Genomic DNA, 16,418 nt, shown 5'->3' with positions numbered 1-16,418 from the left:
ACGCCGAAGCCGCCTTGCTGCTGGCCAGCGGCAGGGTTACGCTTCGCGCCGACAAATCGACACACAGGAGAAGCCGGTCATGTCGCCAGCGGAAGCCCGCCTGAAGGAAGTGCCGTCCGATATGACGGATGCCGAGTGGCAACAGCGCGTCAACCTTGCCGCCTGTTACCGCCTCGTGGCGCTCTATGGCTGGGACGATCTCGTCGACACCCACATCTCCGCGCGCGTGCCCGGGCCGGAGCATCATTTCCTGATCAATCCTTACGGCCTGATGTTCGAGGAGATCACAGCCTCCAGCCTGGTCAAGGTCGATCTCAACGGCAACCTGCTGTCCAAGACCGACTACAACATCAACCCCGCCGGCTTCACCATCCATTCCGCCATCCACGAGGTGCGCGAGGACGCCGGCTGCGTGCTCCATCTGCACACGCCCGACGGCACCGCAGTCTCGAGCTGCCCGGAGGGGCTGCTACCGCTGAACCAGACCGCCCAGCTCGTCACCCACGATCTCGCTTATCATGATTACGAGGGCATCGCGCTCGATCATGACGAGCGGCCGCGGCTGCAGCGCGACCTCGGCAACAAGAACCATATGCTGTTGCGCAACCACGGCACGCTGACGGTCGGCCGCTCAGTCGCCTCCGCGTTCGAGCGCATGTACCATCTGGAGCGGGCCTGCACCATGCAGGTGCGCACCCGCATGCTCGGCCCGACCGTCTACCCGGTCGAGCAGTCCGTGATCGACAAGAACACCACGCTACTGTCCAATCCCGACCGCGCCGAATTGCGCTCGACGACGCTGGTCTGGCCGCCTTTGCTCCGCAAGCTCGACCGCATCGACCCGAGCTACAGGAATTGAATTTTCGGGATTTTCGTGTAAGGTTGTCGCCAACAACCTCTGCACGACCGAATAAAAACGCCGCCCAATCCCGGGCGGCGTTTTAGCTTTGTGAGGCGCGTGCGGATTTACTTCGGTGCCTCAGCGAGCGCTGCGAGAATCCGTGCCCAGGAGCGGATGCCTTTGTGGAAGCTCTTGAGGTCGTATTTCTCGTTCGGCGAATGGATGTTGTCGTCGTCGAGCCCGAAGCCGACCAGAAGCGAATCGAGGCCGAGCGTGCGCTTGAAATCGGCGACGATCGGGATCGATGCGCCTGATCCCATCAGAACCGCCTCCTTGCCCCATTCTTCGGTTAGCGCGCGCCTGGCGGCCGCGAGCGGCTTCATGTTCCAGTCGAGCGCGATCGCGGGCGCGCTGGAATGGTCGCCGAATTCGACCGAACAATCAGCCGGGATACGCGCGGTCACATAATCACGGAACGCCTTTCGGATCTTGGCGGGATCCTGCCCCTCGACCAGGCGGAACGAGATCTTGGCCGAGGCAAGCGACGGGATCACCGTCTTCGAACCTTCGCCGATATAGCCGCCGACAATGCCGTTGATATCGCAGGTCGGGCGCGAGGAGATCTGCTCGATCAACAGACGATCCTTCTCGCCGGCCGGGACCGAAAGCCCGATCGGCTTCAGGAAACTGTCCGCCGTGAGGTTGAGCTTCTTCCACTGCTCGAGGACATCCGCCGGCAGGTCCTTCACACCGTCGTAGAAGCCGGGGATGGTGATGCGGCCATTGTCGTCGAACAGGCCGCCGAGAATGCGCGTCAGCACGCGGATCGGATTCTGCGCACCGCCGCCGAACACGCCGGAGTGCAGGTCGCGGTTGGCGGCCTTGATCTTGACCTCGTCATAGACCAGGCCGCGCAGCGAGGTGGTGATCGCCGGCGTGTTCGGATCCCACATGCCGGTGTCGCACACGAGCGCGAAATCGGCCTTCAGCTCCGCCTTGTTCGCTTCCAGGAACGGCACGAAATTCTTCGAGCCGACTTCCTCCTCGCCCTCGATCAGGATGGTGATGTCGACCGGCAGCGAGCCCGCGACCTGCTTCCAGGCGCGGCAGGCTTCGATGAAGGTCATCAACTGGCCCTTGTCGTCCTCCGCGCCGCGCGCAACGATGATCTTGCGGCCGTCGGCATGATCGGTGACGACCGGCTCGAACGGCGGACGATGCCAGAGATCGAGCGGATCGACTGGCTGCACGTCGTAGTGGCCATAGAACAGCACATGCGGACGGCCATCCGCGCTGCCATTGGCCTTGGCGACGATCGCCGGATGGCCCGCGGTCGGCCTGACCTCGGCCGAAAAGCCGAGCGTCGCGATGTCCTTGGCAAGATGCTCTGCCGCGGCCTTGCAGTCAGCCGCAAAGGCCGGATCGGCCGAGATCGATTTGATCCGCAGCAGCGAAAACAGCCGCTCCAGGCTGTTGTCGAAATCGGCGTCGATGCGGTCGAGGACCGACTGAAGCTTCGGATTGGACATCACTGAATTCCCTGGCTGTGGGCGCTGTTGTCAGCAAGTTCTAGCTCGGCTTCCGCGGCAGGCAAAGCGCCGGCGGCCGCAGGCGGATGCTGCATATGCCACACTAATCCGGCCGCGAGCACGATGGTCGCCACGAGATTGTTACCATAGGCCTGCACATCGATCGGAAATAGCGGCAATGACAAGAGAAGCAGGCAGCCCGCCAGCGCCAGCAGGATCCACGTCCCGGTCCTGACCGCCGGCCGCGGATCATAGGCGGCGCGATGCATCAGGACGGTCATCGGAAAGAACAGCCACAGGAAGTAGTATTGCCGGGCCAGCGGCGAGGCGACCGTCATCAAGCAGAACAGGATGCCGATCTCCTCCGCATCGGATTTCTCGGTGCGGCGCGATGCCGATGGCATCACCGCGATATAGCCGAGACCGAGCGCGAGCGAGATCGCGAGCACGATGAGGTTCGACGTCCTGAAGTCGAGATCGACGACGTTCATGTAGCGCGCCGGCTTGGCCTTGAACGGATCATCCTGGTTGTAGTTGACCGGGCGCGTCAGCCGATGCGTCATCGCGATGATCGACTGGTTGACCCAGGACCAGTTCTGCTCGTCGCGCTGGCCGAAGCCTTTTTCCGAGCTCGAGCCGACCATGCCCTGATACCAGGTCTTCAGTTCCGTGACGTTGTGCTGGAAGCCGCGGAACGGCGCCGGCAGCACGAACAGGAACACGGCGAGAAACACGAGCGTACTCGCAACCGCCGTCCAGTGCCTGCGCCAGATCAGATAGGGCAATACCGCCACCGGAAACACCTTGATCGCCGTCGCCAGCGCAAACATGCTTCCCGCGAACCACGGCCGCTTCAGCCGCAACAGCCAGAATCCGTACAGCATCATCGCCAGCAGGATCAGGTTCGGCTGGCCGAGATCGAACATATCGAAGACAAACGTCAGCGTGACCAAGCCGGGCAGCGCCTCCAATAGCCAGCCCGGCTTGCGGCCCGATCCCGCCATCGCATGCGACAACTGCGCGCTCATCCACCACGCGATGATGTTGAGCAGGCAGAGCGCGAGATAGAGCGCGATCTTGCCGAAGTAGCTCGGCGCGGCAAGCAGCACTGCCGGCAGCGGCGGGTAGATGAAATCAAAGTAGGTGCGGGGATCGGCGGGATAGAGATCCTTGCCCTGCAGCACCTGCTGTCCGGCCCAATACCAGAGCGGATAATCCTTGGTTTTGCCGTGCCCGAAAATCTCGGGAACGAGCACGTCGGCGGTCAGCGCGATACAGGCGAGGAAAAACAGGATGTCGAGCGGCGCCCGAAGCGATGGATATCTCAGCACAAGCTCGTTCCAGGAATCGTGGGCAGGTCGCGGCGGGAATACATATTACCGCCGCAGCAGCCCGCCGAGCGCGCCGCGCACCAGCGCGCGTCCGATCGAGCCGCCCATCTGACCACCGACCGATTTGCCGACATCGGCCACGATGCCGCCGATCACCTTGTTGGTGACCGAGCGGGTGACGTTGCGCGCGATGACCTGGCCGGTCGAGAGCCTGCCGCGCTTGACATTGGTACCGAAGATCGTGGCGGCGATATCGCCGATCTGGCCGAGAATGCCGCCGCCTCCGCCGGCCTCCGGACCGTCTGCCGTGACCGCCGTGCCCTCGATCCGCTTCTGCAGCATCTCGTAGGCGGACTCTGAATCGACCGCAGTGTCATATTTGCCCTTGAACGGGCTCGCGTCGATGATCTTTTTGCGCTCTTCCGGCGTGACCGGCCCGATCCGCGCCGACGGTGGCCGGATCATCACGCGTTCGACCATCGACGGCGTGCCGCCGCCTTCGAGGAAGGACACCAGCGCTTCCCCCTTGCCGAGTTCCATGATCACGCGCGCGGTATCGAGCTTGGGATTGGGCCGGAACGTTTGCGCGGCGGCAGCGACCGCCTTCTGGTCGCGCGGGGTGAAGGCGCGTAGCGCATGCTGCACGCGATTGCCCAATTGCGCGAGCACCTTGTCCGGCACATCGATTGGATTCTGCGTCACGAAGTAGACGCCGACGCCTTTCGAGCGGATCAGCCGCACCACCTGCTCGATCTTGTCCAATAGCGCCTTCGGCGCATCGTTGAACAAGAGATGCGCCTCGTCGAAGAAGAACACCAGCTTCGGCTTCGGCAGGTCGCCGGCCTCCGGCAATTCTTCGAACAATTCTGAAAGCATCCACAACAGGAAGGTTGCATAGAGCCGCGGGCTCTGCATCAACTTATCGGCCGTCAGGATGTTGATCATGCCGCGGCCGTCGCCGTCGGTCTTCATGAAATCCTTCAGCGTCAATGCCGGCTCGCCGAAGAATTTCGCGCCGCCCTGATTTTCCAGCACCAGGAGCTGGCGCTGGATGGTTCCGACGGTCGCCTTGCTGACATTGCCGAAGCTCTGCGCGGCTTTCCGGATCGGCTCCAGCGGATCCTCCTCGTCATCGGCGGCTTTCTTGCCGCCCGATGGCACGATCGCATCCAGAAGCGCGCGCAGATCCTTCATGTCGATCAGCGTAAGTCCGTTCTCGTCCGCGACGCGGAACGCGACATTGAGAACACCCTCCTGGACATCGTTGAGATCAAGCATCCGCGACAGCAACAGCGGTCCCATCTCGGTGACGGTGGCGCGCACCGGGTGCCCTTGCTCGCCGAACACGTCCCAGAACACCGTCGAGAACTGGTCCGGCTGGAATTTCAGCCCCATCTCGCTGGCGCGCTTGACAATGAAATCCTTGGGCTCACCGACTTCGGCGATCCCGGACAGATCGCCCTTGATATCAGCAGCAAAAACCGGAACGCCGGCGCGCGCAAATCCTTCCGCCATCACCTGCAGCGTGACGGTCTTGCCGGTTCCCGTCGCACCTGTGACAAGGCCGTGGCGATTGGCGAGCGCAAGCGTCAGCCACGCCGCCTGTTCGCCCTTGCCGATAAAGATCTTCTCATCCGTATCGGCAATCTTGTTATCGGAAGTCGCCATCGCATCGCCTCTTCGCGCGTATCGGGAAGCTATCTTCGCCGAACGCGTCCATCATATTGCATCTTGCCCATCGATTGAAACTGTCAAGCGCCGGCAGCGCTTTTTTTGCTGCCCGGCTGCAACACGTCTCATCTTCTTTTTCGCTTGCGAGCCGTTCAAAAGGCGATGACGCAACGCGATAGAACAACGCCGTTTGCATGTACACTCTTGCATTACTGCAACACTTCGCCTGTGATGAAGACGAAAAGCGGGATCATCTGCGCTCCTCGCTTGTAATTCGTATCCTGGGCGCTCAAGATCAATTCCCAAGGAAGGTCCGGCGGCAAGCCGGCTGAGGGCGGGGCAAGATGGACGAACTGGTTGGACGGCTGGCCGCCGAGGCCGGCATCGATAACGCTATCGCCGAAAAAGCCGTCGGCATAGTTCTGGGTTTCCTCCGTCGGGAGGGGCCATCCAGCCAGGTTGAAGCGCTGATCGACCAGATTCCGGGCGCGGAAGCGGCGATTGCGGCTTCGGACAGCAGCGCAGGTCTCGTGCGATTGATGGGCGGCGGATTGATGGCTGTCGGCACCAGGCTGATGGCGCTCGGCCTCAGCATGAATGAGGTTCAGAAGATTGCGCGTGAACTTTTCCGGTTCGGGCGCGACAAACTCGGAGCGGATCAGATGGGCGAGATCGTCGCGGGGACCCCAGGGCTCAGCCAATTTGCTTGAACGCACCCTCAGGTTGAGTCATTCAATACCAGACATCATGACATATCCTCTTTCCGAGATCGAAGGTTTGAGCGCCTATTGCGCCTCGAAATTGAAGGCTCAGGGCATTCGCACCACGGACGCACTGTTGGAGGCCGCCCGCACCGTCAAGGGCCGCAAGGCGCTCGCAGCCAAGACCGGCATCAGCGAGCAGCAATTGCTCGAATGGGCCAACGTCTCCGACTACATGCGTATTCCCGGGATGGGCAAGGCGAAGGTCGGTTTGGTGCGTGCCGCCGGCGTCACCACCGTTCGCGAACTCGCGCTGCGCAATCCGGCGCGGCTTGCGCAGAACATGAAGGAAGTGAACACCAGGCGTAAGCTCGTCCGTGTCCTGCCTTCGGAGAAATCGGTCGAGCTATTGATCGAGCGCGCGCGCAAATTGCCGCCCAAGATCACTTACTGAGCCGGCTAGCTATTCCCGGCTTGACTCGCCGCTGCAGGACGCGCAAAGCGACCGCATGATTGCTGCGATGCAAAGGGATGTCCCTTCCGGCGGGACTGCGGTGCTGCCGGCGCTGCTATCCCGGCCCTATCCGGCCGTGATGGGCGTGCTCAATGTCACCCCCGATTCCTTTTCCGATGGCGGCCGGTTTACGGCACCTGAGCAGGCACTCGACCAAGCCCGCAGGATGGTCGTCGAAGGCGCCGATATCATCGATATCGGCGCCGAATCCACCCGCCCCTACGGCTCCCAGGCGGTCTCGGCGGAGGAGGAGTTGCGGCGCTTGCAGCCTGTGCTGGCGGAAGTCGTCGCGCTCGGCGTGCCGGTGTCGATCGACAGCATGAAATCGGAAGTGGTGGCATGGGCGCTCGATCACGGCGCGCTCATCGCCAACGACGTCTGGGGCCTGCAGCGTGATGCCGGCATGGCGCCGCTGGTCGCCGCGCGGCGCGTGCCCGTCATCATCATGCATAACCGCGACCGCGCCGATCCATCAATCGATATCATGCGGGATCTTTCGGCCTTCTTCGCGCGTTCGCTCGACATCGCCGCCAAGGCCGGGATTTCGGCCGACCAGATCGTGCTCGATCCCGGCATCGGCTTTGGCAAGACGCCGCAGCAGAGCATGATGGTGCTGGCGCGGCTTGCCGAGCTTCGCGCGTTCGGCCTGCCGCTTCTCGTCGGCGCCTCGCGCAAGCGCTTCATCAGCACCGTGACGCCGTCGGAGCCGGACCAGCGCATCGGCGGCTCGATCGCGGCGCATCTCATCGCCGCGCAAGGCGGCGCGCAGATCATCCGCGCCCACGATGTTGCGGAAACCGTGCAAGCGTTGCGGGTGGCGGCAGCGATCAGGGAACAGGAATGACCGATACGATCTTCATCACCGGCATCGTCATCCATGCCCGCCACGGCGTACTGGAACATGAGAGCGAAGTCGGGCAGCGCTTCGTCATCGATCTCGAACTCTCCGTCGACCTCTCGGAATCCTCGCGTACCGACAAACTCGCCGACACGGTGTCCTATTCCAACGTGGTGGCGACCGCGACCGAGGCATTCAGGGATACCAACTACAAGCTCCTGGAACGCGCAGCGGGCGCGGTGGCGGACGCCGTGCTCTCGACATTCACCCGCGTCAGCGCAGTCAAGGTCACCGTGCACAAGCCGCACGCGCCGATTGCCGCGATCTTCGAGGATGTCGGCGTGGTGCTGATCCGCACGCGGCAAACGGCCGCGCATGGCTAGCGCGCTGATTGCACTGGGCGGCAATCTCGGCGACGTCCGCGCGACGTTCAACAAGGCCATTTCGCAAGTCTGCGGCATGACACAGGCCGCGCTGGTGGCGCGCTCTGCGGATTATTCCACGCCAGCCTGGGGCGATGAGCAGCAGCCGGACTTCATCAACGCCTGCATCGAGATCGAGACCAGCCTCGATCCCCATGCGTTATTGTTCTGCCTGCAGAAGGTCGAGACCAAGTTCGGCCGCGACCGCTCCCCTGAACGCCGCTTCGGCCCGCGCACGCTCGATCTCGACCTGCTCGCCTATGACGATGTCAGGATCGACCGCCCGGAACTGACGCTGCCGCACCCTCGCCTGTTCGAGCGCGCCTTCGTGCTGGTGCCGCTTGCGGAAATTGCACCCGACCGTGTCATTGCGGGACGCAGGGTCAAGGATGCGCTGACAGCGGTTTCGACCGACGGTATCGTGCGGCTCCCGGAGCTCGGCGAGTGACGGCGTAGCCCGGGTGGAGCGGAACGCGCAACCCGGGTCTGCGTCGACATTTAAGAGCGGTCCCGGGTTGCGCTGCGCTTAACCCGGGCTACAGCATCAAGGTACTGAAAACAGGGTTTGGCTTGGCGGCTTTGGCATGGCAATTTCCGGCCAAACGGCGAGGAAGACATGAGGAACGATAGGGCGGATGACGACCACGACTGACGATCTGCGATTGGCGGCCGAATTTGCGCCCGCGACCTATGAGGACTGGCGCAAGCTGGTCGACGGCGTGCTGAAGGGCGCGCCGTTCGAGAAGCTCGTCGGCAAGACCTATGACGGCATCAGGATCGAGCCGATCTATCGCCGCGCCACCAATGCCAGCCCGGTCGCCGGCCGTGCCCTGGCTGCGCCCTGGCAGGTCATGCAGCGGATCGACGATCCCGATCTGCGTCGTGCCAATGCCCAGGCACTGCATGATCTCGAGAATGGCGCCACCGGCCTCGCGCTGGTCTTCGCCGGCGGCAGCGGCGCCCATGGTTTTGGACTGGAGCCGACGGCGGAAGCCGTCGACAAGGTGCTCGACGGCATCTACCTCGATGCAGGTATCGCCCTTGATCTGCAGATCGGTCCGCAATCGCGAATGGCCGCGATCCATGTCGCGGAGTATGTGAAGCGCAGGGGATTTGCTCCCGCCAACTGCGACATCCGTTTCGGGCTCGATCCGCTGGCGGCCGGCGCGGTCTGGGGCTTTAGCCCCTATGACTGGGACGAGATCGTGCCGGCGATGACTGGCGCGATCAAAGGCCTTGTGGCGCTCGGCTTCAAGGGCCCCTTCGCCGCCGCCGATGGGCGGGTGATCCATGATGCCGGCGGATCGGAGGTACAGGAACTCGCCTTCGTGCTGGCTTGCGGGGTCGCCTACCTGCGCGCCCTCGAACAAGCAGGTGTCACGCTCGAAGATGCCCAAGGCATGGTCTATGCGCGGCTCAGCGCAGATGCCGACCAGTTCCTGACCCTGGCGAAATTCCGCGCGCTGCGGCTCCTATGGGCGCGGATCGAGCAGGGCTGCGGACTGGCGCCACGGCCCTTGTTCATCGCCGCGGACACCGCCTGGCGGATGCTGACCAAGCGCGATGCCTACGTCAACATGCTGCGCGCCACCATGGCCGCCTTCTCCGCAGGCCTTGGCGGCGCCAACGCCGTTGCCGTGCTGCCGCACACGCTCGCGCTCGGCCTGCCCGACGAGTTCGCGCGGCGCATCGCACGCAACACGCAGCTCATCCTCCTGGAAGAATCCAATCTCGCGAAAGTATCCGATCCGGCGGCGGGCTCTGGCGGCATCGAGGCGCTGACCAAAGAACTTTGCGAAGCGGCCTGGCTATTGTTCCAGGAGATCGAGAGAGCCGGCGGCATCTTTGCCGCGCTTCGAGAGAACCTGATCCAGCGCAAGGTCGCCGCTACGCGCGCCGCGCGCGAGACCAACATTGCCAAGCGCCGCGACGTGCTGACGGGCGCCAGCGAATTTCCGAACCTGCACGAGGCCGATGCGACGGTGCTGGAGGCAAAGCCGATCGTGCTGCCGCCTTATGGCGAGGCCAAATTCAAATTCGACGCGCTGTCGCCAATGCGGCTCGCCGAGCCTTTCGAGTTGCTGCGCGACAAATCCGACGCAAGGCTGAAGTCCGGCGGTGCTCGTCCGAGGATCTTCCTCGCTAATCTCGGCACGCCCGCAGACTTCACCGCGCGCGCCACGTTCGCAAAAAGCTTCTTCGAGACCGGCGGCATCGAGGCGCTCGACAGCCAGGGATCTTCCGACCCTGCAGCGCTTGCGGACGCCTTCAAGGCGTCGGGAGCCGCGATCGCCTGCCTGTGTTCCTCGGACAAGGTCTACGCGGAACACGCCGCGGCGGCCGCCAAGGCCCTTCAAGCCGCTGGCACAAGGCATATCTATCTGGCTGGACGACCCGGGGAACTGGAAGCCGCACTGCGCGCCTCCGGCGTGACTGATTTCATCTTTGCCGGCTGCGACGTGCTGGCAACGCTGCAGGAAGCCTATCGGCGGATGGAGTGAGCATGACGTCGAGCCAAAAACCTGTTCTGACCGGCGGCTGCCAATGCGGCGCCATCCGCTTTGCCGTGACGGCGGCGCCGACGCGGATCAGCATCTGCCATTGCCGGATGTGCCAGAAGGCTTCCGGCGCCCCGTTCGCCTCCTTCGCCGACATCGACCATGCCGACTTCACCTGGACCCGCGGCAAGCCGGCGTCGTTCCGTTCCTCCACGATCGCCGAGCGCGATTTCTGCCCGGCCTGCGGCACACCCTTGAGCTTCCGCGTTATCGACGGTCCCCGGATCGAGATCATGACCGGCACCTTCGACCGGCCCGACATGGTGGTGCCGACCCGGCAATATGGCAGCGAATCCCGCCTCGGCTGGGTGGTCGGCATCGCCAACCTGCCGAGCCAGACCACGCAGCAGAATTACGGGCCGGAGAAGATGGCGACCATCGTCAGCCACCAGCATCCAGACCATGATTGAGTACAGCCCGCGAACTAACTATCGGGTCCACTGTGGTAACGCTGAGCGAGGTTCGGCGATGAACGAGTTATAGAGTGGGTGGATTGGGTAACTAACCCCTTTGCATGGATCTGTTCGCTGATAGCAAAGGGAGTGGACGGTTTCTCAAAAGATTATCGGGATGATCCCGTCTACAAGAAGAATGTACAGCGATTGATCGAACGGAATTACACAGGTTTGAGGAAATAAGGAATGACCCGCATTCCCAATTTCGCTGATATCGCTTTCGAGCCTGCCGCGACCGCCGCGCCAGTCGGCAGCGCGGAGCCATGGCTCACCCCCGAAGGTATCCCGGTCAAGCCGGCCTATAGCGAAGCCGATCTCCAAGGCATCGATTTCCTCGAGACGTGGCCGGGCATCGCGCCATACCTGCGCGGCCCCTACCCGACCATGTATGTCAACCAGCCCTGGACCATCAGGCAATATGCCGGCTTCTCCACGGCGGAAGATTCCAACGCATTCTACCGCCGCAACCTTGCCGCCGGGCAGAAGGGCCTCTCGGTCGCCTTCGATCTCGCCACCCACCGCGGCTACGACTCCGATCATCCGCGCGTCTCCGGCGACGTCGGCATGGCCGGCGTGGCGATCGACTCGATCTACGACATGCGCACGCTGTTCGCAGGCATCCCGCTCGACCAGATGAGCGTGTCGATGACCATGAACGGCGCGGTGCTGCCGATCCTCGCGCTGTTCGTGGTGGCTGCCGAGGAACAAGGCGTGCCCCCGGAAAAGCTGTCGGGCACCATTCAGAACGACATTCTGAAAGAATTCATGGTGCGCAACACCTACATCTATCCGCCGTCGCCCTCGATGCGGATCATCTCCGATATCTTTGCGTTCACGTCGCAGCGCATGCCGAAGTTCAACTCGATCTCGATCTCCGGCTACCACATGCAGGAGGCCGGCGCGACGCAGGATCTCGAGCTCGCCTATACGCTCGCCGACGGGGTCGAATATCTGCGCGCGGGCCTTGCCGCCGGCCTCGATGTCGACCGCTTCGCGCCGCGGCTGTCGTTCTTCTGGGCGATCGGCATGAACTTCTTCATGGAAGTCGCCAAGATGCGGGCCGCGCGGCTGCTCTGGGCCAAGCTGCTTAAGCCGTTCAACCCGAAGGACCCGCGCTCGCTCTCGTTGCGCACGCATTGCCAGACCTCCGGCTGGTCGCTGACCGCGCAGGACGTCTTCAACAATGTGATGCGCACGACCATCGAGGCGATGGCGGCAACGCAGGGACACACCCAGTCGCTGCACACCAATGCACTCGATGAAGCGCTGGCGCTGCCAACCGACTTCTCCGCCCGCATCGCCCGCAACACCCAGCTCTTCCTGCAGCAGGAAAGCGGCACCAACCGGATCATCGATCCCTGGGGCGGCTCCTACTATGTCGAGCGGCTGACCCGCGATCTCGCCGCGAAAGCCTGGGGGCATATCCAGGAGGTCGAAGAACTCGGCGGCATGGCGAAGGCGATCGAAGCTGGCGTGCCGAAGCTACGCATCGAAGAGGCTTCCGCCAAAACGCAGGCGCGGATCGACGCCGGCAAGCAGGCGGTGATCGGCGTCAACAAGTACAAACCGGAGAACGAGGCACCGATCGACGTCCTGAAGGTCGATAACACCAACGTGCGGCGGCTGCAGATCGACAAGCTGAAGCGGCTCCGGCAGGAGCGCAACCAGAAGGATGTCGAGCAGGCGCTGGCGGCGCTGAGCCGCTCGGCCTCCGAAGGCAACGGCAACCTGCTGGCGCTCGCGATCGACGCCGCGCGCGCCAAGGCGACCGTCGGCGAGATTTCCGATGCCATGGAAAAAGTATTCGGCCGCCATCGTGCCGAGATCAAGTCCATCACCGGCGTCTACAAGCGGGAGGCAGCCGCCATGTCCAACCGGGTCGAAAAGGTGCAGGCGCTGATCGACGCCTTCGAGGAGGCCGAAGGCCGCAGGCCACGCATCCTGGTCGCGAAGATCGGCCAGGACGGCCACGACCGAGGCCAGAAGGTGATCGCATCGGCCTTTGCCGACATCGGCTTCGACGTCGATATCGGACCGCTGTTTGCCACCGCTGACGAGGCAGCCCGGCAGGCGGTCGAAAACGACGTGCACATCCTCGGCGTTTCCTCGCTCGCCGCCGCGCATCTGACGGCCGTGCCGGAACTGAAGGCCGCGCTGAAGAAGTACGGCCGCGAGGACATCATGATCATCGTCGGCGGCGTGGTGCCTCCGCAGGACTATGAGGCGCTGTACCAGGCCGGTGCGGAAGCGATCTTCCCGCCTGGCACCGTAATCTCCGACGCCGCCGAGGAGCTGATCCACAAGCTCAATGCCCGCCTCGGCCATAGCGAGGCGGCGGAGTAGCTGATAGACTGACCGAACTGCCCGCGGGTTGTGCCATGACGCGTGACGAGATCATTGCTGCGATACGAAAGAACGCCGATGCCATCAAGGCAACGGGTGTGTCGAAGCTCGCCATTTTCGGCTCGCACGTACGCGGCGACAATCGGCCTGACAGCGACATCGACGTACTCGTAGAGCTCGAGCCGGATGCCCCGTTTTCGCTTTTAAATTTGATCGGTGTTGAGCACCTCATCGAGGATGCGACCGGATTGCAGGCGCAGGCTACCACGCGGCGCTCGCTCACTCCCCGTTTCGCGCAGCGTATAGCAGACGACATCGTCGAAGTCTTTTGACGTGCGCCCGACCCTTACTGATCGAATCGATCACATCGTCACGGCGATCGACGATATTCAACACATGGTGGCCGGGTTTACGCGTGAAAGCTTTGCAAACGATCTGATCGTACGATTGGCAGCGGAACGGTTGCTTGAAATCATCAGCGAGGCGTCCCGATACATTCCAGCTGAATTGAAGGTGAAAGAACCTGGCATCGATTGAGAGGTTTGGCTGATCTCGGAAATTGGTTGCGCCACGCCTATCACCGGACAGACGCAGATTTGCTGTGGAACGTGGTCGAGCGCGATCTCAAACCTCTCAAGAACTTTGCCGAACAAATTGCCAAGGAAGCGAAGCCTTGATGTTACTGAGCAAATTGAGCGCCGCACTGGCAATAAGCGTCACAGTAAGCATCATATGTCTCGGACCTGCCCCCGCCGCCGACCCAAAGCCCGACGCTTTGGTCAAGAACAGGAGCATCGAGGCCAGCGTCTTTCTGGACGACAAGGTCAAGGCCGATCCCGCCTTGGCCGCTGATTGCCTTGCTGAAGGCCGAAAATGGATCGACAAGAGCGCCGCCGAGGCGGCCTCCACGCGCAAGCAGGATCCGCAACTGTTCGACCGTGGCGGCTGGACCTTCGAGCGCAAATACAATGTCCGTTCGGTGGTCGATGGCCGCTACGTGAGCATCGTCCGCAACGATTACATCAATACCCACGGCGCGCATCCGAACTCCGACGTCAACACCATCCTGTGGGATTCTGCCGAGAAGAAGCGCATCAGCATCCGCCCCTTCTTCAAGGAGACTGCTGACAACGGCCCAACCATGACGGCGATGCTGGATGCGGCGATCGCTTCGTTGAACGTCGAGAAGAAGAAGCGCGGCGCCGGCGAAACCGCGACCGCCGAGTGGTACAAGGAGCTGAAGCCGACCCTGCTCAAGATCGGCGCGGTGGCGCTGGCGCCCTCGACCGAAGCCGGCAGGAGCTCCGGCCTGACCTTCCACTATCCGCCCTATGCGGTCGGCTCCTACGCCGAAGGCCAATATGTGGCCTTCGTGCCCTGGGAGACGTTGAAGCCGTATTTGACATCCGAGGGCGTCAGGATTTTCGGCGGATCGCGGCCCAAAGCCGATGAGGATCATCAGCAATGAGCGGCACCAAGGCGCTCGACATCAACGCCCTCGCCCATGACCTGCGCGCCGGCAACCGCGCGGCGTTGGCGCGCGCGATCACGCTGATCGAAAGCCGCCGCGCTGATCACCAGGCAACGGCGCGCGACCTGGTGCAGGCGCTGCTTCCCGACACCGGCAAGGCTTTCCGTGTCGGCATCACCGGCTCGCCGGGCGTCGGCAAGTCTACCACGATCGACGCGCTCGGCATGTACCTGATCGAGCACGATCACAAGGTCGCGGTGCTGGCGGTCGACCCGTCATCCGCGCGCACCGGCGGTTCGATCCTCGGCGACAAGACGCGGATGGCGCGGCTGTCGGCATCCGATCACGCCTATATCCGCCCCTCGCCTTCCTCCGGCACGCTCGGCGGCGTCGCGGCAAAGACGCGCGAGGCGATGCTGCTCTGCGAGGCGGCGGGCTTTGATGTGGTGCTGGTGGAAACTGTCGGCATCGGCCAGTCCGAGACCGCGGTCGCTGACATGACCGATTTCTTCCTTGCCCTGATGCTGCCTGGCGCCGGCGACGAATTGCAGGGCATCAAGAAGGGCCTGGTCGAACTCGCCGACATGATCGCGATCAACAAGGCCGACGGCGACAATCTCAAGCGCGCTAATCTCGCCGCGGCCGACTATCGCAGCGCGCTGCATATCCTCAAGCCCCGCTCCGAGCACTGGCACCCGCCGGTCGAGACCTATTCGGCGCTGACCGGCGCGGGCATCGACAGGCTCTGGCAGAAGATCGTCGCGCATCGCACCGCGATGAACGCCTCCGGCGAGTTCGCCGATCGACGGCGCGAGCAGCAGGTGAAATGGATGTGGTCGATGCTAGAGCAGCGGATCATGGCGCGCTTGCGTTCGGACCCCGCGATCCGCGCCAGGGTGAAGAAGACGGAGGCCGAGGTCGCCGACGGCCGCATTTCGCCGGCGGTGGCGGCCGAGCAGATCGCGGAACTGTTGCGATGAGCGAAAAGCTCTCGGTGCTCGTCACCGGCTTCGGACCGTTTCCCGGCGCGCCGTTCAACCCGACCATGCCGCTGGTGAAACGGCTGACGCAGCTTCGCCGTCCCGCCTTCGACGACGTCAAGCTGACGAGCCACATCTTCAAGGTGACGTACGATACCGTCGATCGCGAATTGCCGGAGCTGATCGCGCGCGTCCGTCCGCAGGCGCTTCTGATGTTCGGGCTTGCCGGCCGCACCGCGCATCTGCGGGTCGAGACCCGCGCCCGCAATGCGGTCACCACGCTGGTCGCCGATGCCGGTCGCCACCGCGCGCGCAAGGGCTCGATCGTCGGTGGCGCCGATGCGACAATGTTCGGACCGCATACCGCAAAGCTGCTGCGCGCCGCGCTTGCGACCGGCATCGACGCGCGCGCCTCCCGCGATGCCGGCAGCTATCTCTGCAACTACTTGAGCTGGCGCGCGATCGAGGCGATGGACAAGGGCGACGGCCCGCGGCTCGCCGCCTTCGTGCATGTGCCGCTGATCCCGCGCCACGGCACGTCGCTGCGCAAGGGAACCGAGCGCATCACGCTGGAGGCTCTCGTCGATGCCGGCGAGGCGCTGCTGATGGAAATGGTGAAGCTGGCGCGGCGTAGTTCTCTACTGTCGTCCCGGTCTTGAGCCGGGACCCATACCGCGTGATCTATCGCTTTTGCGCTGGGATTAATTGCGCGCTCCCGGCTCAAGGCCGGGACGACACCGTTTTTGATCCAACTTCGGATTAAC

18 protein-coding genes are annotated in these 16,418 nt (G+C 63.3%); 15 read left to right on the top strand and 3 right to left on the bottom strand.

All coding sequences use genetic code 11. From position 1 onward, the window contains the following. The first annotated feature begins 79 nt into the window (after window positions 1–79). Complete coding sequence (locus I6F35_RS27100) at window positions 80–859, top strand: class II aldolase/adducin family protein (protein ID WP_225120719.1); 780 nt, start codon at window positions 80–82, stop codon at window positions 857–859. Window positions 860–966: 107 nt separating this feature from the next. Here I6F35_RS27100 and I6F35_RS27095 read toward each other — a convergent pair whose 3' ends face one another. Genes I6F35_RS27095 through I6F35_RS27085 form a run of 3 tightly spaced genes read right to left on the bottom strand, consistent with a single transcriptional unit; the run spans window position 967 to window position 5,369 of the window. Further along, window positions 967–2,370 carry a M20/M25/M40 family metallo-hydrolase gene (locus I6F35_RS27095; protein WP_225120718.1) on the bottom strand — a complete coding sequence of 468 codons (1,404 nt, stop codon included), beginning with the start codon at window positions 2,368–2,370 and terminating at the stop codon, window positions 967–969. Then, window positions 2,370–3,701, bottom strand: coding sequence for a glycosyltransferase family 87 protein (locus tag I6F35_RS27090; RefSeq protein WP_225120717.1), 1,332 nt, complete (start codon window positions 3,699–3,701; stop codon window positions 2,370–2,372). The genes I6F35_RS27095 and I6F35_RS27090 overlap by 1 nt, the downstream gene beginning before the upstream one ends. Window positions 3,702–3,746: 45 nt before the next feature. Beyond that, entirely contained in the window at window positions 3,747–5,369 is a 1,623-nt protein-coding gene (locus I6F35_RS27085) for a helicase HerA-like domain-containing protein (protein ID WP_225120716.1), read from the bottom strand. A gap of 347 nt (window positions 5,370–5,716) precedes the next feature. Between I6F35_RS27085 and I6F35_RS27080 the strand changes: the two genes are divergently transcribed. The 14 genes from I6F35_RS27080 to I6F35_RS27020 all read left to right on the top strand — a co-directional run bounded on the left by I6F35_RS27080 (window position 5,717) and on the right by I6F35_RS27020 (window position 16,313). Further along, entirely contained in the window at window positions 5,717–6,082 is a 366-nt protein-coding gene (locus I6F35_RS27080) for a DUF2267 domain-containing protein (RefSeq protein WP_225120715.1), read from the top strand. 37 nt (window positions 6,083–6,119) lie between these two features. After that, complete coding sequence (locus tag I6F35_RS27075) at window positions 6,120–6,527, top strand: DUF4332 domain-containing protein (RefSeq protein ID WP_225120714.1); 408 nt, start codon at window positions 6,120–6,122, stop codon at window positions 6,525–6,527. Between the two features lie 55 nt (window positions 6,528–6,582). Continuing rightward, window positions 6,583–7,431, top strand: coding sequence for a dihydropteroate synthase (folP, locus tag I6F35_RS27070; RefSeq protein WP_225120713.1), 849 nt, complete (start codon window positions 6,583–6,585; stop codon window positions 7,429–7,431). Further along, a complete protein-coding gene (gene folB, locus I6F35_RS27065; protein WP_225120712.1) occupies window positions 7,428–7,808 on the top strand; it encodes a dihydroneopterin aldolase in 381 nt (126 codons plus the stop codon). The genes folP and folB overlap by 4 nt, the downstream gene beginning before the upstream one ends. Next, complete coding sequence (gene folK / locus I6F35_RS27060) at window positions 7,801–8,295, top strand: 2-amino-4-hydroxy-6-hydroxymethyldihydropteridine diphosphokinase (protein WP_225120711.1); 495 nt, start codon at window positions 7,801–7,803, stop codon at window positions 8,293–8,295. Before folB ends, folK begins: the two co-directional genes overlap by 8 nt. 187 nt (window positions 8,296–8,482) lie before the next feature. Then, window positions 8,483–10,348 (top strand): methylmalonyl-CoA mutase subunit beta, encoded by a 1,866-nt coding sequence (locus tag I6F35_RS27055; protein WP_225120710.1) that lies wholly within the window; start codon window positions 8,483–8,485, stop codon window positions 10,346–10,348. Between the two features lie 2 nt (window positions 10,349–10,350). Next, entirely contained in the window at window positions 10,351–10,815 is a 465-nt protein-coding gene (locus I6F35_RS27050; RefSeq protein WP_225120709.1) for a GFA family protein, read from the top strand. A 231-nt stretch (window positions 10,816–11,046) separates the two neighbouring features. Beyond that, entirely contained in the window at window positions 11,047–13,203 is a 2,157-nt protein-coding gene (gene scpA / locus I6F35_RS27045) for a methylmalonyl-CoA mutase (protein ID WP_225120708.1), read from the top strand. A gap of 35 nt (window positions 13,204–13,238) precedes the next feature. Beyond that, a complete protein-coding gene (locus I6F35_RS27040) occupies window positions 13,239–13,535 on the top strand; it encodes a nucleotidyltransferase domain-containing protein (protein ID WP_225120707.1) in 297 nt (98 codons plus the stop codon). Between the two features lies 1 nt (window position 13,536). Continuing rightward, entirely contained in the window at window positions 13,537–13,740 is a 204-nt protein-coding gene (locus tag I6F35_RS40275; RefSeq protein WP_346283197.1) for a HepT-like ribonuclease domain-containing protein, read from the top strand. A gap of 26 nt (window positions 13,741–13,766) precedes the next feature. Further along, window positions 13,767–13,880: a HepT-like ribonuclease domain-containing protein gene (locus I6F35_RS40270; protein ID WP_275945500.1), complete on the top strand. Its 114-nt coding sequence runs from the start codon at window positions 13,767–13,769 to the stop codon at window positions 13,878–13,880. After that, window positions 13,880–14,671, top strand: a complete 792-nt coding sequence (locus tag I6F35_RS27030; protein ID WP_225120706.1) for a DUF3298 and DUF4163 domain-containing protein — start codon at window positions 13,880–13,882, stop codon at window positions 14,669–14,671. The genes I6F35_RS40270 and I6F35_RS27030 overlap by 1 nt, the downstream gene beginning before the upstream one ends. Beyond that, window positions 14,668–15,654 (top strand): methylmalonyl Co-A mutase-associated GTPase MeaB, encoded by a 987-nt coding sequence (gene meaB, locus I6F35_RS27025; RefSeq protein WP_225120705.1) that lies wholly within the window; start codon window positions 14,668–14,670, stop codon window positions 15,652–15,654. The genes I6F35_RS27030 and meaB overlap by 4 nt, the downstream gene beginning before the upstream one ends. Next, on the top strand, window positions 15,651–16,313 hold the full coding sequence (locus I6F35_RS27020; RefSeq protein ID WP_225120704.1) for a pyroglutamyl-peptidase I: 663 nt from the start codon (window positions 15,651–15,653) through the stop codon (window positions 16,311–16,313). Before meaB ends, I6F35_RS27020 begins: the two co-directional genes overlap by 4 nt. Window positions 16,314–16,418 lie beyond the last annotated feature (105 nt).

The organism is Bradyrhizobium sp. BRP22 (assembly GCF_020194175.1).
GTDB lineage: Bacteria > Pseudomonadota > Alphaproteobacteria > Rhizobiales > Xanthobacteraceae > Bradyrhizobium.
Note: the sequence above shows the minus strand (reverse complement) of the source record. Positions and strands in the feature narration are given on the sequence as shown.